General features: G+C 43.9%; 24 protein-coding genes and 1 pseudogene. 5 read left to right on the top strand and 20 right to left on the bottom strand.

Annotated elements, in window-relative coordinates; genetic code table 11:
* Positions 1-10: 10 nt before the first annotated feature.
* Together L6469_RS04300 and L6469_RS04295 are read right to left on the bottom strand one after the other, a co-directional pair.
* Positions 11-1,042 (bottom strand): helix-turn-helix transcriptional regulator, encoded by a 1,032-nt coding sequence (locus L6469_RS04300; RefSeq protein ID WP_006282632.1) that lies wholly within the window; start codon positions 1,040-1,042, stop codon positions 11-13.
* Between the two features lie 20 nt (positions 1,043-1,062).
* The gene (locus L6469_RS04295; protein ID WP_039870610.1) at positions 1,063-1,296 is read right to left on the bottom strand and encodes a helix-turn-helix transcriptional regulator; all 234 of its coding nucleotides are present in this window, start codon (positions 1,294-1,296) and stop codon (positions 1,063-1,065) included.
* 294 nt (positions 1,297-1,590) lie between these two features.
* Here L6469_RS04295 and L6469_RS04290 point away from each other — a divergent pair, with 294 nt between their 5' ends.
* Both L6469_RS04290 and L6469_RS04285 read left to right on the top strand, forming a co-directional pair.
* A complete protein-coding gene (locus L6469_RS04290) occupies positions 1,591-1,827 on the top strand; it encodes a hypothetical protein (RefSeq protein WP_143067161.1) in 237 nt (78 codons plus the stop codon).
* A 34-nt stretch (positions 1,828-1,861) separates the two neighbouring features.
* A complete protein-coding gene (locus L6469_RS04285) occupies positions 1,862-2,443 on the top strand; it encodes a hypothetical protein (RefSeq protein WP_039870559.1) in 582 nt (193 codons plus the stop codon).
* 161 nt (positions 2,444-2,604) lie between these two features.
* Here L6469_RS04285 and L6469_RS04280 read toward each other — a convergent pair whose 3' ends face one another.
* The 9 genes from L6469_RS04280 to L6469_RS04245 form a co-directional block, all read right to left on the bottom strand.
* Entirely contained in the window at positions 2,605-2,940 is a 336-nt protein-coding gene (locus L6469_RS04280) for a helix-turn-helix domain-containing protein (RefSeq protein ID WP_006282630.1), read from the bottom strand.
* 111 nt (positions 2,941-3,051) lie between these two features.
* Entirely contained in the window at positions 3,052-3,285 is a 234-nt protein-coding gene (locus L6469_RS04275; protein ID WP_039870557.1) for a hypothetical protein, read from the bottom strand.
* A gap of 127 nt (positions 3,286-3,412) precedes the next feature.
* On the bottom strand, positions 3,413-3,970 hold the full coding sequence (locus L6469_RS04270; protein WP_006282629.1) for a flavodoxin: 558 nt from the start codon (positions 3,968-3,970) through the stop codon (positions 3,413-3,415).
* 12 nt (positions 3,971-3,982) lie between these two features.
* Positions 3,983-4,546 carry a flavin reductase family protein gene (locus L6469_RS04265; RefSeq protein WP_006282628.1) on the bottom strand — a complete coding sequence of 188 codons (564 nt, stop codon included), beginning with the start codon at positions 4,544-4,546 and terminating at the stop codon, positions 3,983-3,985.
* A gap of 74 nt (positions 4,547-4,620) precedes the next feature.
* On the bottom strand, positions 4,621-5,739 hold the full coding sequence (locus L6469_RS04260) for a cupin domain-containing carboxymuconolactone decarboxylase family protein (RefSeq protein WP_039870555.1): 1,119 nt from the start codon (positions 5,737-5,739) through the stop codon (positions 4,621-4,623).
* 69 nt (positions 5,740-5,808) lie between these two features.
* Positions 5,809-6,177, bottom strand: coding sequence for a putative quinol monooxygenase (locus L6469_RS04255; RefSeq protein WP_006282626.1), 369 nt, complete (start codon positions 6,175-6,177; stop codon positions 5,809-5,811).
* A gap of 23 nt (positions 6,178-6,200) precedes the next feature.
* The gene (locus L6469_RS14795; protein ID WP_039870553.1) at positions 6,201-6,410 is read right to left on the bottom strand and encodes an amidohydrolase family protein; all 210 of its coding nucleotides are present in this window, start codon (positions 6,408-6,410) and stop codon (positions 6,201-6,203) included.
* Positions 6,411-6,752: 342 nt separating this feature from the next.
* Positions 6,753-7,598 carry an aldo/keto reductase gene (locus L6469_RS04250; protein WP_006282625.1) on the bottom strand — a complete coding sequence of 282 codons (846 nt, stop codon included), beginning with the start codon at positions 7,596-7,598 and terminating at the stop codon, positions 6,753-6,755.
* Positions 7,599-7,609: 11 nt separating this feature from the next.
* Complete coding sequence (locus L6469_RS04245) at positions 7,610-8,215, bottom strand: flavodoxin (protein WP_006282624.1); 606 nt, start codon at positions 8,213-8,215, stop codon at positions 7,610-7,612.
* A 497-nt stretch (positions 8,216-8,712) separates the two neighbouring features.
* On the opposite strand from L6469_RS04245, the gene L6469_RS04240 reads away from it, so the two are divergent.
* Positions 8,713-9,168 carry a helix-turn-helix domain-containing protein gene (locus tag L6469_RS04240; RefSeq protein ID WP_223918690.1) on the top strand — a complete coding sequence of 152 codons (456 nt, stop codon included), beginning with the start codon at positions 8,713-8,715 and terminating at the stop codon, positions 9,166-9,168.
* 58 nt (positions 9,169-9,226) lie between these two features.
* Here L6469_RS04240 and L6469_RS14790 read toward each other — a convergent pair.
* From L6469_RS14790 to L6469_RS04225, 4 genes and pseudogenes are all read right to left on the bottom strand, one after another.
* Positions 9,227-9,307: pseudogene (locus tag L6469_RS14790) on the bottom strand (AraC family transcriptional regulator); the annotation flags it as partial.
* A 260-nt stretch (positions 9,308-9,567) separates the two neighbouring features.
* Complete coding sequence (locus tag L6469_RS04235) at positions 9,568-9,975, bottom strand: hypothetical protein (protein WP_006282622.1); 408 nt, start codon at positions 9,973-9,975, stop codon at positions 9,568-9,570.
* Positions 9,976-10,010: 35 nt separating this feature from the next.
* Positions 10,011-11,261 carry a type II toxin-antitoxin system HipA family toxin gene (locus L6469_RS04230; RefSeq protein ID WP_006282621.1) on the bottom strand — a complete coding sequence of 417 codons (1,251 nt, stop codon included), beginning with the start codon at positions 11,259-11,261 and terminating at the stop codon, positions 10,011-10,013.
* Positions 11,258-11,557: a helix-turn-helix domain-containing protein gene (locus tag L6469_RS04225; protein WP_006282620.1), complete on the bottom strand. Its 300-nt coding sequence runs from the start codon at positions 11,555-11,557 to the stop codon at positions 11,258-11,260. The genes L6469_RS04230 and L6469_RS04225 overlap by 4 nt, the downstream gene beginning before the upstream one ends.
* Before the next feature lie 271 nt (positions 11,558-11,828).
* Between L6469_RS04225 and L6469_RS04220 the strand changes: the two genes are divergently transcribed.
* Both L6469_RS04220 and L6469_RS04215 read left to right on the top strand, forming a co-directional pair.
* Positions 11,829-12,029: a helix-turn-helix transcriptional regulator gene (locus tag L6469_RS04220; protein WP_006282618.1), complete on the top strand. Its 201-nt coding sequence runs from the start codon at positions 11,829-11,831 to the stop codon at positions 12,027-12,029.
* Positions 12,030-12,512: 483 nt separating this feature from the next.
* Positions 12,513-13,394: a hypothetical protein gene (locus L6469_RS04215; RefSeq protein WP_006282617.1), complete on the top strand. Its 882-nt coding sequence runs from the start codon at positions 12,513-12,515 to the stop codon at positions 13,392-13,394.
* Between the two features lie 146 nt (positions 13,395-13,540).
* On the opposite strand, the gene L6469_RS04210 is transcribed toward L6469_RS04215, so the two are convergent.
* The 5 genes from L6469_RS04210 to L6469_RS04190 all read right to left on the bottom strand — a co-directional run bounded on the left by L6469_RS04210 (position 13,541) and on the right by L6469_RS04190 (position 18,510).
* Positions 13,541-14,818, bottom strand: a complete 1,278-nt coding sequence (locus L6469_RS04210; protein WP_006282616.1) for an ATP-binding protein — start codon at positions 14,816-14,818, stop codon at positions 13,541-13,543.
* 110 nt (positions 14,819-14,928) lie between these two features.
* Complete coding sequence (locus L6469_RS04205) at positions 14,929-15,192, bottom strand: EamA family transporter (protein WP_006282615.1); 264 nt, start codon at positions 15,190-15,192, stop codon at positions 14,929-14,931.
* A gap of 108 nt (positions 15,193-15,300) precedes the next feature.
* Positions 15,301-16,182, bottom strand: a complete 882-nt coding sequence (locus L6469_RS04200; protein ID WP_039870550.1) for a sialate O-acetylesterase — start codon at positions 16,180-16,182, stop codon at positions 15,301-15,303.
* A 12-nt stretch (positions 16,183-16,194) separates the two neighbouring features.
* Positions 16,195-17,544, bottom strand: coding sequence for a hypothetical protein (locus L6469_RS04195; protein ID WP_074803105.1), 1,350 nt, complete (start codon positions 17,542-17,544; stop codon positions 16,195-16,197).
* 24 nt (positions 17,545-17,568) lie between these two features.
* The gene (locus L6469_RS04190) at positions 17,569-18,510 is read right to left on the bottom strand and encodes an alpha/beta hydrolase-fold protein (RefSeq protein ID WP_074803119.1); all 942 of its coding nucleotides are present in this window, start codon (positions 18,508-18,510) and stop codon (positions 17,569-17,571) included.
* Positions 18,511-18,520: the final 10 nt, after the last annotated feature.

The following is an 18,520-nucleotide window of genomic DNA, read 5'->3' as shown; positions in this document are numbered from 1 at the left end:
AAATGTACTGTCATTCAGTGCAGTCATTCTTCCCAGATAAATAAATTTTTAATGTTTCTGATATTTTTTCTTCAATCTGCTCTCTTAACCATTGTGGTTCAAGCACTTCGACCTGTGGTCCATATGAAAAGAGGAGTGATTCAAGTTCCTTGTTTGGGCGTACTGTTATCTGAAGAATCTGCTTTTCTTCATCAATGACTTCCTGGGATGGATGAATTGGTTTAGAAACAATGTAAGGAAAACGAGCTTTGTCAAATTTCAATATAACTTTTTCAGCTATTGGATGCTCTTTGGGAACTGTTACGCCAACAATATCCTTGAAATAAGCTGCAAAATTGATTTCCGTGTTTGGAATAAAAGATACATTGGCACGGGAGAATTTAATGATGCGGTCGAGGGCTTTATTAGAAAGTCGAGTTCCTTTATCTGTTTCTTCTAGCCCAAGAAGAAACCAACGGTTGTTAAACTGCTTGAGATGATAGGGATGAACTATGGTATTATGTTCCACACCGTAATAGGAACGGTACAGAATCCGAAGAGGTTGATGATGTATGGCAGAATCTATCAGCTCGCCAAGGAAATTCAGGCCTCTCAACTGCTCATTTTGTTCGAAAGATACGATATGCTCCCGATTAGTCTTGATGCCAAAACGAAATTCGAGGTTCGATATCACTTCCTCCAGCCATGCATTTCTCGAACCATCGCGGAAACGTGCAAGCATCTCAATTGTTGAACGCAAAGTGGTTACTTCCTCCGTTGAAAGCTCATTATTGAAGATAGAAAAATTTTTGTCTTCATAACGATAATAGCACTTCTTACCATCGTAAGGCACAGCCTCGATAGGTGCATTATAAGTTACGCGGTCGCGCATATACTTGATGTCATCACGTATCTGACGGACGCTGACTTCAGAACCGTACATGTCATAAAGGACTTCATTGACTGCATCTACGAGATCCTGTATCTCATATTTGCGTTTGAAGTCGCTAAAGCAACGGTCGAGAATCTGATAACGCAAAAGGGCGTTTTTATTTGTTGACATAGAGGAACATTTTCTTGAGGTTATTCTTTTTGTATTTTAATATTACTTGATTCATCCATTCTAACTAAGTCTCCGATATCACACTTCAGTACCTTGGCTATTTCTATAAGATTTTCCAAAGTAGGCTGTGAGGTGTTTGTTACCCACTTGGAGACAGTCGTCGGATCCTTGCCAAGCGATTTTGCTAGTTCCTTATTGGAAATCATTCGCTCAGCCATCATTACTTTGATTCGATTAAGTGGCTTATTTCCCATAGTCATTTAATTTGTTATCAACTGCAAATATAGTAATATTTTTTGTATTAAGGTCAATTTGTGTTCGTATTTTTCTTGCAATATTGACAGAAAAAATGGCGAACTTGCCATTTTTTAGGTGAAAAATAATATCTATTGCAACATAGACAATAATAATAATCAGATGGTTGCAAGAGAACGGATAATATTGTAACGTTCAATATTTTTCCTCTTCAGTGAAGATTGACTGCACAGATGCATTCTATCTTTGCCGATGAAATTCAAAAAGTGCCACATCTAAATTACGCTTAATGTATGAAGCATTTGACAAAAGAGGAATTAATGGAAGAAAACTATTATACGTCAGAAGATAAGTATTGGATGAAAGGTGGAAATACAGGCACTTTACCTGATCGTATATCTCCATCCAAAGTAAACGTGCTGAATCATAACGAATTATTCGTTTTTGAAGCAATATCCAAATGTTTCTGGAAAGTACTGATAGCCATAATACAATGGCCAATCTGTAGTATGCCAGTTGAAAGCTTTTAACTAACGTAAAATAAAATATAAACCTAATAAAAACATGAAATTATTACAATACCTAGAAAGTAACAGTTCTACTTTCCATTTACGAACAAAAGAGGAAATAGATCAATTGTTTAATGAGTTGTCTGTATATAACACACCTATTGACAAGAAATTAGACTTTTATATTAGAGTATCTATACAGAAGGTAAAGCTTCAGCTGTATTATGAATTGAAACTTGATAAATATCGGCAATCAGTTAACTCTACAGAAGAAGTTATTTGTTGTGAGTCCACCTCTAATCTAGCAGTTAAAGAAGAAAAGAAAATAACAACTAGTACGAAAATAATCAGAAAGAAAAAGGCTAGAAAGAAAACAACCAGTACGAAAACGGCCAGGAAGAAGAAAACATCCTTAGAAGAGGAGGATGAAAGACGTGCCTATAAAACCAAAGAACAATTAATAGCTGAAAATAGAGCTAGGATTGCAAAATTCCATCCAGATTCTGATTTAGATAAAATTTGCAATACTTTATACCAATCCAGGAAGAAAATTGAATATGAAAAGGAGATGGAAGAGAAAAACAAAAGTCATAGGGTATTTATCATTTCTATTCCTATGGGTGGCTTGAATAGGTAGGCGAAAATTCGCTTTTATCATTTCCAGGATTATGCCGGATGAATCCATAACAATGCAGTCATTACTGACTGTCGGGATCTCTGCCAGTGGCCGTCAGCCCAAAGCTATCATTGCCATCAATCAGAAAGTAACCTGTCTATCTTATTCATGATTCCTGTATTTTATTTTTGAGTCTTGTAGGCTCTGGTCTTACCTTTGTTTTTACGGATTTGAGTCAGCTCTTCCATGGTGGAATACTTCGGCTCAGCAAAGATGCTTTTTACTTCTGATGTATAGTCCATAGACATTGCGAGGCAGATAAGGTTCTTAAGGGAAATGAGCCCTTTCTGCTCAAATCTGATGATGTTACTTAACGCCACCCCAGACTTCTCTGCCACCTGTTCACGTGTCAGATTCTTCTCGATACGACGTTTACGGAAGTCATCTGCCAAAGCCTTGGCGATGTCGTCTGCATTGTCAAGTGTGTAGTTGTTTAATAGTGATAATATATTATCCATAAATCATTTAAACTTATACTTGTTGCTAATATGTTATCAGTTGCAAAGTTACTAATTATTCTTGTAATTCATTCATTTTTATGCGAAAAAAGAAATGTGTGATAGCTGTTTTTAACTGAATTTACAACACCAAGCAAGTCCCTGATAATAACCACGGTCAAGGTTTCTGACTCTTGCTTCAATATCAATTACTCCTTCGTCTATTAAGGCGCAGAGAACGAGTAAACACCATCTGATGATGGTGAACATCGCCGCATCCGCACCTAGTACTTTCTGAAACATGGAAATGTCTTTATCCAAGAACATTTCTGCATCATAAGCACTTTCTTGTTGATACATTTCCATCGTCAAATAAGGCGAATAGACATAATAGTGAAGGTATGTTAGATTAAGAATAATGGCAGCAATAGGGAACCCTTTGCTGCCATACCTGGTGTCTTTATAAACTTACACCTATCTATGATAAAAGTTGCTACTTGTTATTCTCCACCCACTTTTTTAAGTCATCTTTCGTTGAGTGGTTCATTAATTTGCCTTCTTTCCAGTTAATGTTAGGATAAGTAGCTTTTAGGTCTTCGCATGCTTTCTTGATGCTGCTACCGCCAGAGGTAGCGAAGGGGATGACGATCTTGCCCTGAAAGTTGTATGCCTCCATAAAGGTATTGATAATCGTTGGGCAGGTGTACCACCAGATAGGAAAACCTACATAGACAACATCATAGTCCTTCATATTCTGAAGTTTTGAAGTGATGGCAGGACGCGATTTCCTGTCTTGCATCTCCACGCTACTACGGCTCTGCTTGTTACGCCAATCGAGATCTGCATCCGTGTAGGGCTGTTCAGGTTTAATCTCATGTAGGTCGGCACCTGCTACCTCTGCCAGTTGCTGGGCAACGCCTTTGGTTGTGCCCGATGCTGAGAAATAGGCAACCAATACTTTCTGTTTCATATTCTGATTCGTTTTCTTTTGTGAGCAGGCACTTAGACTTATTGTCATCAGTGCCGTAAGTATCAAAACTAACTTTTTCATAATAATGCTTTATTACAAAGTTGCTCCATACGCTTTACCCATCTTCACACAATCGCCTATGATGTCGCCAGTACGTAGATATTTGTAGGTTGGCATCTCAAAGAGTACTGGTTTTAGTTTCGCATAGTCGGGTTTATTTTTCTCGTCAAGCATGTCTTCCTCGACGTAAGTGTTGAGGATAGTGCAGATATAGTTCTTGAAACCATCAATTTCGTAAGTGTCGATAACCTCACATTCCATCACCAATGGAGATTGTTCGATAATGGGCATGCCAGCCTCACCCAGATTGTAAGGGAAGATGGCCGACTTGTCAGTCTTAGCTCCACTCACAGTCCCAGTGTAGTCGGCAGCGGCCAGAAATGCCTCGTCGATGATGTTAACGGACAGTTTATCCTGTTCTTCGATGGCCTTCACGCTGTGGTGTGACGAATGTATACTTAGCAGCAGTTTCGAGTGGCTGACAATGCCGATATGTGCCACCAACAGCCAGTTTACGTCACCCTCTTTTCCAATAGTTCCTACAACTGTGGCTGGTGTGGGATAGAGTGCCAGTTTTTGTCCGATATTCTTTTTCATTGCTTTTTGTTTTTTAAAAGTTTTTATTTATTCTTGCTTGCTGCCACCCTGACGGGTTCCTCGCTCATCATTTTTTATTTGGCTGCCTCCAGGCTACGGATGCAATTCAGTGCATTAAGCGTACGAGGATAGCCGATGAAAGGAAGATTGGAGGAGATGACGGCAATGAGCATATCCTTGTCGTTGCCTACGTGGTAGTTGCCGGCAATATGTCCCTTTAGCTGAGGTTCGCACCCGCCTTGAGCGGCAAGGAAGCAAAACGTTATCAGCTCGCGCATCTTCAGATTAAGCCCCGTGCGGGTATAGTAGTCGCCAAAGCAGTTATCAGCAAGCCATCTGTTGATGTGTCGGCTATCCTCCGGCCCCGACTTCCAAAAGTCGAGCATCCCGTCGCCGAAGCAACTGACTTGCGCCTGAGTACCAGCCTCACGACGGGTTTCCATCGTGGTGGTCTGCTGAGAAGCTAGGGGAAGAGTGATGCCACGAGCGGACAGAATCTCATTGGTAGCCGTCAGGAACGGGTGGATGCGTCCCATGCCCAAGTAGGCCGTAGCCTGATATACAATTTCTTTCACTTCAACTGGTGTCACGCCCTTGTCTAATGCCGCAGGAAGCAGTTCGCGGTATTTGTCAATGCCCTGACAGCCTAAGAGTGTTGCTATATAGCAGATATAGCGTGTACGGTCGTCAAGCTGTTTTTTCACCTGTTCCACCACCTCATTGTATGCAAAGGCTTCAAAACGCCCGATGTATTCGGCATCACTCACACTGAGTAACGCACTGCTGGCGGGCAGCTTGTCGTATTCAGCATCGGTGACAGGCTCCAGCCATTCATTAGAAGCGCCTTCTTCCACCTTCGTCATATACGTCAGGTGTTGCATCCAGGAGTCCTTGGCAGCGCCGTGCCAGTGTTTTGCTTCGGCAGGTATGGCTACAACTACGCCAGGGTGTAGTGCTACAGGCTCCTTTCCCTCTTCTACATACCAGCCGTGACCAGCTACGCAGACCAAAACCTGCACCGACTTGTGGTGGATATGCCAGTTGTTGCGGCATCGTGGTTCGAAGGTGACGTTTACGGGTCCGCCATTGTCGGCATCGAGCGGAGCCAGATAACTGTTACCGATGAAATACTTAGCGTAAGCCGTGTTCAGTTCGCCTTTCGGCCATACATTAAAATTCACATTCTCTTTCATCTTTTCTTGTGCATTTATGTTAACCACTGCTAATAGCAGTGCTAGGATGGTTGTGATAATCCTCATATATTATCTTTGTTTTTTGAATATCTGTTTCATCGTCTCCGGGTCGAGTGGCTTCATTGTGGGCAGTTTTAGGTCTTTCACCATGTGGAGTGTTCCCTGCTTGTATTTTTGGAAGTGGTCGGTCTTCAGATGGCTCTGATAGGCTTCCTCAGAGGCATAGATTTCCAGGATGTGAATCAGGCATGAGTCCTCGGTACTCTGCATCGGGAACAGACAGACGACACCAGGCTCTCGTTCCACACTTAGACGATCCACCTCGTTGGCAAATTCGAGATATTCCTTGAGGTACTGCGGATAGACTTCGATTTCAGCCAGGCGGACTATCATAATCTCGTTTCCTTGTGCTACTGCTGTGATTGGGAGTATAAGCATTGCTATTGCTATTATAAATTGTTTCATGATCTTATAGGTGTGAGGTCTTTTTTGTCATTTAAATACTTCTTCATCCTTACAAGACTCTGCGTGAGTATTTGTGGAGCGACGTAGGGATAGTCGGAGCCATAGAGCAGATGGTCGGGCGTGGTGATGGTGAGCAGTAGGCGGATAACCTCGGGAGAGTGTGCTCCTGCGCCCCAGGCCCAGGTTCCTAATGTTATTTTACTCATATCTTTTTATTGTTTTAGATTTGATGGTGCAAAAGTACAGCGATTTCGTTATTCATAGCCTTACTGATTTACTGATATATCAACCTATTTTACAGATTTTGCATATTCTTCTTTTTTATGTCGGTAAAAAATATGTAATTTTGATCTTGAAATGGAGAAAATATTAAAAGTTAACCACGTCAACGACTATGCCCGATACATCCACAAGCGAGGCCCTGTTGATGACACCAGAACAGCGACAAAGCATCGTTATTTCCCAGATAGAACAGGTGCTGGAACTCGTAGCCCGCTATATGGAGTAATCTGCCAGCACCCACTAATACTGATACTTGTTTCATGGTCTTATCCGTAGTTTTTGATGAGGTTCTTCACAAACTGAGGGTTGCCAAAAGGTGTTGTGCCTGCATCGTGCTGGTTTATCTTGGCTATTTGAGCCATATCGTCATCACTCAGCGAGAAATCGAAGATGCCGATATTCTGCGCCATGCGCTCCTTATGGCTTGACTTGGGAATAGCCACGATGCCACGCTGGGTGAGCCATCGGAGGGCTACCTGAGCAGCTGTCTTGTTGTATTTGGCACCGATAGAAGCCAGTAATTCACTCTTTACGATGCTGTCAGTGTCTTGTCCACCGAGTGGATACCAAGCCATCATCTTGGTACCAAACTCGCCGTGAATCGGCTCGATTCCAGTCTGTTGAGAGAGCGTGTTGCATTCCAACTGGTTCACCATTGGCTTCACGTCCACATAGTGGGCAAAGTCGAAGAAGCGGCCAGCCTGGAAGTTGCTGACGCCAATGGCGCGGACCTTTCCTGCACGATAAGCCTTCTCCATAGCCCGCCATGTGCCGAAAACGTCACCGTAAGCCTGATGAATGAGCAGCAGGTCGATGTATTCCGTCTGCAACTTGCGCAGGCTCTCGTCGATGCTCTTGGCTGCCTTTTCCTCACCAGCATTGGATATCCATACCTTTGTCACAAGGAAAAGATCTTCGCGCTTGATACCACTCTTGCGCCAGGCATTGCCAACGCCTTCTTCATTCTGGTAGGCCTGTGCCGTATCAATCAACCGATAGCCCACACTCAACGCATCACTCACACAGCGTTCACACTCGTCAGGGCTTACCAAAAATACGCCGTAGCCTAGTGTCGGCATCTGAACACCATTGTATAGTTTTATGTATTCCATATTATTCGTTCTTAAAATCCTAAACCATTCAGCCACTTCTCAACCTTTTTCTTCTCTGTGCGCACCTCGTGACCGTAGACGCTGAAGCCCTTGGTGACATTTGCAGCAGGGAAGGCATCCTTTACATCCTCCACACAGTTGGCAAGTCCACTGCCTTCATGGGTGGTGAAAGGGATGACAGTCTTTCCCTTCAGGTCGTTTGCATGCTTCTTGAAGAAGGTGAACATCACCTGCGGATAGGTGCCCCACCATACGGGACCACCGATAAACACGGTATCGTACTTTGACAAGTCAATGTCGCCCTCATAATCGGGCAGCTCACCGTTCTTTGCTTCTTCCTGCGCCAGTTTGATGAGCGGGTTGTAGGCCATGCCGTCATACTTGTGGGTAACGATTTCAAACTGCTCTGCACCGGTCAATTCCGTGATATAATCGGCCACAATCTTCGTGTTGCCCACCTCAATGTTTCCTACTGAGTAGTTGTCTCCCGCATGTGAAAAGAACACTACTAAAGCCTTTCCGTCCTTTGCCATAACTTTCTCCTGTTTAGTGTCACCACTGCAAGCCGTGGAAACCAGCAATGCTATGGTGGCAATGATAATACTCTTGATATTCATAATGATTTTAGGTTTCACGATGCAAAGGTAAGAGGTTATTTAGATACTTTAGTTTCACAAATTGCCTCATGATTTTCACTTTTTGCCTAAATCGGTCTTTTATATACAAAATAATGTGTAATTTCGCAGCCATGAAGGCAGATTTTCAATATTCCACAGACTTCTACGGGATGAATGTCCTTGAGTTAAGCCACACCTGTATGCACCTGATTTGCTTAGCAGGGGAGGGGAGTTTTGTGTTCAACGAGCATTGCTACCACATTGTGAAAAACGACCTGGTAGTGATACCGATGCCTAACAAGGTAAAGAACTTGGCGGCACATGATGACTTGCAGGTAGAATGGTTTGCTGCTGATTACAAGTTCCTGCAAAACCTGCTACCATCGAACAATTACAGCATTGGTGGCAGTATCTCACTGAACCAAGACCCCGTCATCAACCTCTCAGATGAACAAGCACAGCATCTGCTGGAGGATTTTCATCGCCTGCGTGACCGCATGGACGACAGCCATTTGCAGTTCTATAGTGAACTGATGGGTAGTCTCTGCCTGACGATGATGTACGACATCTTCGAGGCCCATGCCCAACGTGATGCAACAGACACCCATACCGACCGCACAGCCTACATCGTAAAACAACTGATGGCTCTGCTTGCTACTGGCATCAGCCGAACAGAACGTGATGTGAGCTATTATGCCGAGCGGCTAAACGTGTCGCCAAAGTATCTCTCTGCCACCATCAAACGCGTGACAGGACATAGTGTAACCTCATACATTGACCGTTATACTATCCCCATCTTAAAAGACTATCTGAATGATGAACGCCTGTCCCTCACTCAGATAGCAGAACTTATGAATTTCACGACTCTTTCCTACTTCAGTCGCTATTGCACAAAGCATCTTGGCCAGTCGCCCAGCGAGTACCGTTTAAGTCTTCAGCCAACGTTCGAGTAGTTCTTTATTTATGAATTATTATCGGACACATCCCATCCATTCTATTATATCCAAGAGTTCATATTTGTTGCTGCTTGCGATAACTACTCGGGCTCATACCCATGTGCTGAGAGAAGACGTGTATGAAGTGTGAAAGATCATAATGGGATTGACTATACCGACTTGAATAATAATATCTAGATTAGATGATATAATATAATACATTATGACATAACGTCTTTTCGCATTTCTGCGTGCAGAAGTTTTTTGATGCTGTGATGGCAAAATATACTATTAAGAGTATAAATTCAGAATCAATGTCTTTTAATTCTGGTAATACTGGGTTCCAAACACAGGGGTAGGGTTCGTCCTTGCTGAACGTGATTCCACTTTTGTAAGGTATGACACTGTTGCTAGTTATTATTGAATCAACCACTTCCAGCATGGAATAACTTCAATTACTCCATATTCGTCTTCAATGACCTTTTCTTCATCGTAGGTAATGATTACTCTTCGTTTACATGACAATACTTTAGGTAACTTTTGCAAGGCTTCCACCTCTCGTTTCTCAGTTGTATCTGATCTATCAATAGAATAAGAAACCTGTATGTCAATATAGCTGCTAGTTGTAGGAATGGTAATCTTACCTCCAACGCTTGATAGAATTTTGGTTACTCTGGAGTAGGATAGTGGCTGTTTTACGCTCTCAGCCATCTTTGCCTTTTTGTTCGACTTGAGAAATGCTCGCTTGAATGTATTATCCCACTGGATATCAACGAGTTTCTCTTTGTTCGCTACATGTTTTAATTCTGCTGCAAAGTTGCACATTTTTCACGAAAAACGTGCAGAATGCGCTATCTTTTTTATAATTCATCCCAACGAATGGAATATGATTCTAATAGTTTGAGGGGTATTTGCAGTTCGATAGCGGTTTTGCGCCAGTCTTTGATGGCTGAGCGAACCTCTTCTATAATCTCTGATGCTTCTTGACGTTCAAGCATGTAGCTCTCGCTTGCAGAGAGCAGAGCATTGATGTCCGACTCTTCAGTGTATGAGTCTATGAGCAAGCATTGATATGACTTGGCTCCTGGATTGATGTCGTATGCAGGAGAGAGCGTCCAGCCTTTCGGGGTGAGCAGGAAACCGTGATTACGGAAGTGGTCATCGGTGTTGCCAAACATAATGTTGAATGCCACTCTGCGATAGAGTTCGCGGAGATTTTGCCGTACATCGGTACATCCACGAAGGATGAAATCAACAATGTCAAGATAGCCGTTACCTGTGCTGCTGCCAGCACCATCGTCCAAGCCAAGTAATGACATTGCAGAAGCAAAATGTATGCGACGTCCTTCTGCTGTTCTATCGAAGCGTTCAGAAAGCAGCAGGTCACGGTCTTTTGAAATCTTGATGGTGCGTGTTTTTGCCACGTTGATGCCAGCTTTGGCTGCAAGCTGATGCGAGAAGTGCTCAATAAGCTCAGTATTCTCCAAATCTTTTTTTGAAGGGAACTTTGCTACGTACAGTTTCCCGTCTGTATCAACCACGTTGGCCTTAGGACGGGCACCGCCAAGAGAGGTTCCTGGGTCAATCAACTGGTCGAGCCAGCGTTGTTCCGGCAATTCATTACGCTCCTCTGCCAATTCTATCTCATGGCAAGCATCGCACAGGGCACGAAGACTCTCAATAGGGGGAACAAGGTATTTTGCACTTGCATTAATATAGTCACTACCATCTTCCTCTTTGTAACGTATGCCGCCCATACGGGTGAAGTCTTCGATACCAATAAGGTAGTCGTAATTGGTGAGCATACGTTTCGGTCTGCCTTCCTGTTGGGCAGTCAGTCGCTCTCTGCGGTCAAGCAGTAAACGCCCCCAGCGATCAGGGAATGAATCTTTGGCAAAGCCGAATACATTATCATAACCACGAGGATGCTGCAACGAAGGAACATTCAGCAGGTCACCGCTCAGCAGGATGCCGCCATGTCGTTTCAACCACTGGCGCGAATACTCAAAGACAAAATGATCCTTGCCGCGAATATGTTCGTAGCCTAATGTTCCAATCTCTTCGGGAGAGGTTAGGAAATCAAAATCTGCGTAAACTATAATTCTCTTCATCGTCTCAGTAATTCTGCATCCTGAAGTTGTCTGCCAAGAGCGTCGTCGGCAGCCAACAGAGTGATATCCTTTTCCAAATTAAGTGCAAAGAGTACACGCGCATAGATACCCATGGAAACCGTTGGGTCGCCATGTTCCACCTTTGATACAGTCAGTCTTGTCACCGTCGCCCTGTCTGCAATGTCCTGCATAGACAAGTGTCTGCGCTTGCGGGCCAACATGATTTGCTCGCCCATAATCTTCAGGTTCTGGCTCAATGCCCTTGGCATCGTTTTACCAAATGTATTTTTACCCATAATTGTATCTTATTGAGCGCAAAGATAAATAAAAATGTTTAATATAATAAACATTTTAAGGGATATTTGTGCTTTAACGCATGTTTTTGGTTCTTTTGTCGTGAAAACAGTACTCCATCAGTCAATCTGGTGGGACTATTTGCTGTTCTTGCTTTCAAAATTTGTCAAAAGACCAATATCTTTGTCTGTACGCTCATACTTTTAGCAAAACTTGATATTTTCTGCTAAAAAAAGTTATCTTTGTACTCAGTATTATGTAATAACGTATAACATGGAAGGTAAAGATCTAAACCGACTGAAAGTGGTACTTGCGGAGAAGAAGCGCACCAACAAGTGGTTGGCCGAGCAAATTGGTGTTGACCAAGCCACGGTATCCAAATGGTGTACCAACAGCGCACAACCCAATTTGGAGAATCTGATGGAGGTTGCCAAATGTCTTGAAGTTAACGTCAATGAACTTCTGCGCATGTAGTGAGGGAGTAGGAAGGGAGTAGCGCAGGCGTAGGATAGGCGGAGCGTAATCCAAGCTTATACCTTCGGAGATGGTTCGAAGAAAGTTCGGAGATGACACATTAGAGATTGAAGAGGCATGAAGATAAATGATGTAAAATGAAATTGATATACGATGCAGAATAGTTTTATAACGAATAAAGACAAGTTGCTGTCAGATATTATCAACGGCATCCTTCCAAAGAGTCAGTCTTTGGAACGGATTAAATGCGTTATACGAAATATGGACAAAGAGAATAAATTGATACTGTATAAAGATGAAGAAGGCTGGGTGAGTGTGAATACTCGCTTAAGGAATTGAGCGAAGAGGGAACTCGAAAGAAATTCTTACAAGTTCGTCAAGAGGGCAAACGACAAGTGCGTCGAAACCCGTGAAGCGGTTGAAAAATCTTAATGACGATTCGGATAGTGGCGACCTAATCAAGTGTTAAAACAAATTTTGAATATGATAGACAAGAACGAGATTACCCGTCAGTTGCAAGACTGGATTGATCAGATGGAGAGAAGCGGTAAGCACGTGAACCTGGATGATATTAACTGCCATCTGGGTGAAATCATGCATGCACAGAACGCTGCTCCAAAGCCGGATTTCAACGGATTCTCATCTGAGCAGATGCACCAGATGCTTAACAGACCGTTAGAAGTGGGGTGCCCAGTACGACTCCGTCGATTAACAGAGGAACAGATGGAGCGGATTCCCGTCATGCGACAGACTCTGCACCTGATGAATGAGTTGAGCGAAAAGGAATTGAAACTCACGGCACAAGGGTATATACCTCCGAAGATAGTTGCCGAACTCTATGAATTAGGAAGCCATAGTTGGAACTCTGACTGGTATAAACAGAAGAGCGAACCGAAGACAGAAGAAGTGCAGGTACTCAGGGTCGTGTTGAAGGAGTGCGGACTCATCAAGACTCGTATTGGTAAGTTGTCGCTAACAGCCAAGGGTAAACAATTACTTGTTGACCATAATGAATTGATGAGAACAATAATTCTGTTCCTATTCAGGGATTACAACACAGGCTGGCTTGATCTGTATGAAGACAACGAAGCGGGTAATTTGGGACGATTGTATTCCTTATGGCTCCTACATCACTATGGCGCGGAATGGCGCGACACAGGGTTCTATTCTGTTGAGTATAGTAAAGCTTTCCCAATGCTAAATGCTGGTCATGGGTATGAATATAGAGTATTCAACCGTCTGTTCCGTTTTATTGGTTTCTGCGAGATAAACGAAAGCGATGAATTCAAGGGGAAGAACTGGGGAAAAGAAGTTCGTAAGATGGAAATACTCGATCAGATGTTTTCCTTTGATGAGCCTATATAAACCCACTACTTTCCCACGCAACAAACTCATCCTTTATATACATTCCTTCGTCGGTAAAGGCCACCATTCCTCTGCCTCGCAAAGCATATGTTCGTCCTTGCTGAACGTGATTCCACTTTTGTAAGGTATGACACTGTTGCTAGTTATTATTGAATCAACCATTTCCAGCATGGAATAACTTCAATTACTCCATATTCGTCTTCAATGGTCTTTTCTTCATCGTAGGTAATGATTACTCTTCGTTTACATGACAATACTTTAGGTAACTTTTGCAAGGCTTCCACCTCTCGTTTCTGAGTCGTATCTGATCCTTCAATAGAATAAGAAACCTGTATGGCAAGTTCATCGTCAGGGATATAGAAGTCAATTTCCACATTCTGTTTATAGAAGAATACACGCTCATTATCATTGTCATTTCCATATTTACGGAAAAGAGAAAGAGCAACAAGGTTCTCCAGCAAAGTCGTTGTTGGGTCCACTAAGAGAAGACTCAATAAGCCGTTGTCAATAAAGTAGTATTTGCTATTTGTTTCACGTTCAGCAAAGGCTGCACTGATATTGTGTAATCTGAGCAAAAGCCATGCATCCTCGCAGTATTCAATATAGCTGCTTGTTGTAGGAATGGTAATCTTACCTCCAACGCTTGATAGAATTTTGGTCACTCTGGAGTAGGATAGTGGCTGTTTTACGCTCTCAGCCATCTTTTTTATCATCAAGCGTAGAAGGTTAGGGTTACTTATTTTATTTCTTGCACAAATGTCACCCAAATAAATTTTCTGATACACAGAACTTAGGTAGCTTCTTTTTACTGGAAGATGTACGCTCTCAGGTAATCCGCCCCAATTCATGTATTCTGCATATTCACGAAGAAATAGGGATTTTCCTGTTGTGCTCATCAGTGTTTCCACGTCATAAGGAATGTTGCGTGAGCGAAGGAATTCCTTGAAACTGAAAGGATATACTTCTATTGGTATATAACGTCCGCCAAGAGTAGTCATTATCTCTTTAGATAGCATCTTGGCATTTGAACCCGTAATCCAAATCGTTTTTTTGTTATCAGCCATACGACGTGCAAACTTCTCCCACCCACTAATGTTGTGAATTTCGTCCAGGAATAGCATTGGATTATCCTTGCCAGTCATCTCTATGTGACATTCTAAAATGGCATTAAAATCTTCATGGGTAAAGCCAACCAATCGCTCATCCTCAAAGCTTAGATAGAGCATTTCGTCCCAACTATGTCCCTCACGAAGTAATTGCTGCATTTTTTCGTATAGCACAAAAGATTTTCCTGCTCTGCGTACCCCTACGAAAACGTAGCAATTAAAGCCTTCTGTAACAATATCTCTATGAACAATTTTGTAGCTTTCAATCTCCTTACGATTATCAAGGAGAATTTGCTTGAGTAGAGTTTTGTCTATCATAATATTAAAATATCATTTTATACTTTAACGCAAAAGTATAAAATACTATTTAAAAGAGCAAGAGTTTTTGTTCTTTTTTACTATTTTTCCTTATTTTATTGTTGTCGAAGTTAGTTTTTGATTGTTTTGGTGATGCTTGATACGGCAAACAATGCGCCCAGCGAAGCCAACGTCTTCAGATCTCCTCTCTTGACGCTGAACGACTTACGCTCCACAATGAGCATCACGGCCAGCATCAGGACTGCCATCGAGAAACGATAGAAGAGGACGGATGCCGTGTTGACGCCCTCCTCATAGAGCGGCAAGGCACCGAATGGATTTGTGCCGTAGCAGACAGCCGCCAGAATTCCGCAGATGATTTCTTTATGTTTCATTGTATTTTGCCTTTACTATCTCGTTTTTTATTTGCCCCAGTCTCTTTTCAAAATCATCTTGCATGATTTGAATGTTAGACATTATCCATCTGTTCGACAAATTGGAATTTATCGAATACCTCCAGTGACCTCAGTAAGCCGCTTGTAAATGCGCCGGCCTAAAAACTCTGCGCCCTTGCTGTCAAAATGTAATCGGTCACGTTGGATGGTTGCATCCTCGATGTCAACCACGTGGAAATTCGGATCTTCTTTTGCAAGGCGATGCAAGGACTTCACAACCAGTTCGCTACGGTCGCGGCTTTTCAGCGAATAGGTTCCGCAGATGAATGGCAAACTAGCATATCGTTCGTCACCTGTCTTTCGGACTAGATAGTCGCGCACGTAGGCCACAACGGCTTTCAGATTGTCATAGTAATGTTCGGCCATCTTCTTGTCGCTTTCGCCTTGATGCCAAAGGAATGCCTTCACCTCATAGCCTTCCTCCAAGTGCGACAACTCATTGTCGATGCAGGCTCCGATATTCTCTGTAAAGGCTTTCAGCAACGACTTCCCGCCTTTGTCAGCAGCATCAGTCGAGGCAAGAAATTCGGGTGAAGCACTCCAGTACATCCCACTTGTACTGATGCAGGCTGTATCAATGGCCGTACCACCAAGCGACTCTTTAATGACATAGAAGTTACGTTTGATGTGCTGGTCTATAAGATAATAGACCACCGCATCATATCCCCACCGATTTATATTGTCGGGCTTGGCCACCCGAGGCCAGAAGCGTTCGAAACGACCACCGCCTGAAATAGTGTCACTTCCGTATGACCACCAGCAATGGCGATAGCCATGCTGCTTGATGTATTCAGGCAGTTCTTCGTTATTCACCCGTCCATCGGTATTTGACTGCCCAGCAATGATGATAACAGGCACCGGTTTTCTCTTGGCAGATATTCCCGCATAGATAAATAGCGACAAGAGTATTATGACTGTCTTTGTTCTCATATGAATTCCGATTTATCTATCAATTAGCGTATATTCATTCTTGGCTTCCTCATCAGTCGCTTCAGGTTCCTTTATCCAGCCACCACGATAATCAGCAATGGGCGCTATCTGCAGTGGATGACGGTCAGTAATCTCGTAAGTCAGCCCCTGCTGATGCAGCTCGTCGAGGAACGTATCAAGATATACATCGGTTGCAAAACGCTGCATGAAACTGATGCTGAAAACACCTGCGGCTGCACTTACTTCCACTACAATCATATAGGCAGAGTCGGTCTCTGTGCGCATCTCCCTGATATATTGTTCGGCAGCACCAAGACCAGCCTTCCCTACATAGCTGAACATGCATGAACCGTACTGCTGGCTCAGTGGGTTTGTTGGAGCAAAGGCCTGATAGCGGGCTTGAAGCGTGGGCAGTTGTTCCACCCTTTCCATCCGGTCTTGGGTCTGCCAGAAATAGTCTTGCAGGTTGTCTGGATAAGTCTGCTCGGCTATCATCTTGCGGAAAGCTGCTATCTGAGTATCAAAGTCCGCCTGTTGCATATCTTGCCCCAGTGGCAGGAACAGTCCGCCTACTTGTGAATGGTGTGCCGCAGTGGTTCCGAGTGTCTTTCTCAAATCAACTGCTACTGTAACGGTTGGTGCCAGAGGTGCACTCTCTGGATGCAGACGGGCGATGGCTCTTGCCAGAAGCAGGGTTAGGAAAGAAGTAGGCGTGGCACCGCATGCCCGCACACGCTTCATCATCTGTTCCTCAGAGATACGTATCTGCACCACTTCCTTCTTATCAGCAAGGGGTACGATGGCATCGGTGGCCAGATTGATAACCTTAGGACGTTCAGGCAGCTGCTGCGGGTGGATGCTCGTTGGTCTTGGCAGTGTGGCAGGATCAGTCCATTCTGCCTCGTCGATGATGTCACCTGCCACCCAGACTCCTGCAGGGTCTAACTCACTATCGTAGCGTCGCCGGCAGTATTCATAGAGCAATGTCTTAAGGATGCGATAGGCGGCAGTCCCGTCGATGAGCGCATGAAAAAAATCCAATGCCATGCAATCGTCCCACCATGAAAAAGCCATCAGATGTTCGTTGGCTTCTTCACTGCACAAGCATACGGGCTGACGACTGTCCGTGACTTTCCAAGGCCGTGGATTATCGTGATAGACATAGTGCTCGCTGCCATCAGCATCGCGTACTATACCGAGTTTGACGCACAGGTAGGGGTATCTCGTCCGTGTTGCTGCAACTGCTTCTTCGAGCAGATGCCCATCCACACCATCCTTCATCTGCAGAATGATGCGCACAGTCATAGGGTACTCGTCATCGGCCCTATTTAAGTAAAAACGCTCAATATATAATCTTTTCATCTGTCGGTTTGGATTTGTCAAAGTCTATTTACTCTGTTTGAACAGCCAGTCGCGAACTGCGGCAATCTTATATCCATAGTCGAAGGATGCCATGTGCTCCATGCCCTTGCCCGATTCGGGGAGTACGCTTCCTGCCTCCCAACGGATGAAGTTGATATTGCCGTCACGGGCAATCAGTTTTTCTGCCAACTTCTCTTGTTCCGCAGACGGTAATTTTGCACTCCAAGATGCAGAGTCAACCCTTGCATTATTCTCCTTCAGCACCTTCGCCAGGTCTTGCATGCCGCCGGAAGCTTTTTGGTCGCCACCAGCCACGATGTAGAAGAAATGCTTCTTGCCAAAGTCCTGCATCTTCGAGGTGTCCCACTGGCTGCTGACAAAGAGAGAAGCCGCAAAGAGATCGGGATGCGTAATGTTGAAGTAGAACGACATCATGCCGCCCATCGACTGACCGGTGGTATAAAGTCGGTTAGTATCAACGTTGTATTCCTTGCAAACCTTTTCAAGCAGACGTATGGTCATCTCCACTTCGTCGGTGGTGCTCCAGTCGTCTTGCACGGCCCAGTCGGTATATTGCGGCACCAGAACAAAGGAGGGATGCTTCTGCTGATCCCTGTCGGAAGCGAACTCCAGGGCGCCATACCCTTGTGTGAGCGGAGCTGTCACCTCCTTACCGGCGGTGCTGGCATCGCCCATGAAGAGCACCAGCGGATAGCTCTTCGTCCCGTCATAGCCTTCTGGAACAAGCAGGTTGTACTCCATCGTCTTACCCGTATGTTCATCGTTGAAGGTCAATTGTTTAAACTTCTTCAACGTCTCATTCTTCAGAGCCACAAACGTGCTGTCTGAATCTTTGTTGATTTCCATGTGACCACCCTGACGGGGACCACGCTCGCCGCCCTTCTTCTGGGCGCAGGCTGTCAGGCACATCAGGCCCGCCACGAGTATAAACGCTATCTTTCTCATTGTCATTTAA

This window comes from Segatella baroniae B14, assembly GCF_022024235.1.
Lineage (GTDB): Bacteria > Bacteroidota > Bacteroidia > Bacteroidales > Bacteroidaceae > Prevotella > Prevotella bryantii.
Note: the sequence above shows the minus strand (reverse complement) of the source record. Positions and strands in the feature narration are given on the sequence as shown.

Bases quoted from the DNA above. Each gene is read 5' to 3' on its own strand.
- L6469_RS04260 (WP_039870555.1), bottom strand. From the start codon at position 5,739: ATGAAAGAGAATGTGAATTTTAATGTATGGCCGAAAGGCGAACTGAAC.
- L6469_RS04210 (WP_006282616.1), bottom strand. From the start codon at position 14,818: ATGATAGACAAAACTCTACTCAAGCAAATTCTCCTTGATAATCGTAAG.
- L6469_RS04205 (WP_006282615.1), bottom strand. From the start codon at position 15,192: ATGAAACATAAAGAAATCATCTGCGGAATTCTGGCGGCTGTCTGCTAC.
- L6469_RS04220 (WP_006282618.1), top strand. From the start codon at position 11,829: ATGGAAGGTAAAGATCTAAACCGACTGAAAGTGGTACTTGCGGAGAAG.
- L6469_RS04235 (WP_006282622.1), bottom strand. From the start codon at position 9,975: ATGTGCAACTTTGCAGCAGAATTAAAACATGTAGCGAACAAAGAGAAA.
- L6469_RS14795 (WP_039870553.1), bottom strand. From the start codon at position 6,410: ATGAGTAAAATAACATTAGGAACCTGGGCCTGGGGCGCAGGAGCACAC.
- L6469_RS04225 (WP_006282620.1), bottom strand. From the start codon at position 11,557: ATGGGTAAAAATACATTTGGTAAAACGATGCCAAGGGCATTGAGCCAG.
- L6469_RS04255 (WP_006282626.1), bottom strand. From the start codon at position 6,177: ATGCTTATACTCCCAATCACAGCAGTAGCACAAGGAAACGAGATTATG.
- L6469_RS04245 (WP_006282624.1), bottom strand. From the start codon at position 8,215: ATGAATATCAAGAGTATTATCATTGCCACCATAGCATTGCTGGTTTCC.
- L6469_RS04215 (WP_006282617.1), top strand. From the start codon at position 12,513: ATGATAGACAAGAACGAGATTACCCGTCAGTTGCAAGACTGGATTGAT.
- L6469_RS04295 (WP_039870610.1), bottom strand. From the start codon at position 1,296: ATGGGAAATAAGCCACTTAATCGAATCAAAGTAATGATGGCTGAGCGA.
- L6469_RS04250 (WP_006282625.1), bottom strand. From the start codon at position 7,598: ATGGAATACATAAAACTATACAATGGTGTTCAGATGCCGACACTAGGC.
- L6469_RS04270 (WP_006282629.1), bottom strand. From the start codon at position 3,970: ATGAAAAAGTTAGTTTTGATACTTACGGCACTGATGACAATAAGTCTA.
- L6469_RS04285 (WP_039870559.1), top strand. From the start codon at position 1,862: ATGAAATTATTACAATACCTAGAAAGTAACAGTTCTACTTTCCATTTA.
- L6469_RS04190 (WP_074803119.1), bottom strand. From the start codon at position 18,510: ATGAGAAAGATAGCGTTTATACTCGTGGCGGGCCTGATGTGCCTGACA.
- L6469_RS04265 (WP_006282628.1), bottom strand. From the start codon at position 4,546: ATGAAAAAGAATATCGGACAAAAACTGGCACTCTATCCCACACCAGCC.
- L6469_RS04240 (WP_223918690.1), top strand. From the start codon at position 8,713: ATGGACGACAGCCATTTGCAGTTCTATAGTGAACTGATGGGTAGTCTC.
- L6469_RS04300 (WP_006282632.1), bottom strand. From the start codon at position 1,042: ATGTCAACAAATAAAAACGCCCTTTTGCGTTATCAGATTCTCGACCGT.
- L6469_RS04195 (WP_074803105.1), bottom strand. From the start codon at position 17,544: ATGAAAAGATTATATATTGAGCGTTTTTACTTAAATAGGGCCGATGAC.
- L6469_RS04290 (WP_143067161.1), top strand. From the start codon at position 1,591: ATGAAGCATTTGACAAAAGAGGAATTAATGGAAGAAAACTATTATACG.
- L6469_RS04280 (WP_006282630.1), bottom strand. From the start codon at position 2,940: ATGGATAATATATTATCACTATTAAACAACTACACACTTGACAATGCA.
- L6469_RS04200 (WP_039870550.1), bottom strand. From the start codon at position 16,182: ATGAGAACAAAGACAGTCATAATACTCTTGTCGCTATTTATCTATGCG.
- L6469_RS04230 (WP_006282621.1), bottom strand. From the start codon at position 11,261: ATGAAGAGAATTATAGTTTACGCAGATTTTGATTTCCTAACCTCTCCC.
- L6469_RS04275 (WP_039870557.1), bottom strand. From the start codon at position 3,285: ATGGAAATGTATCAACAAGAAAGTGCTTATGATGCAGAAATGTTCTTG.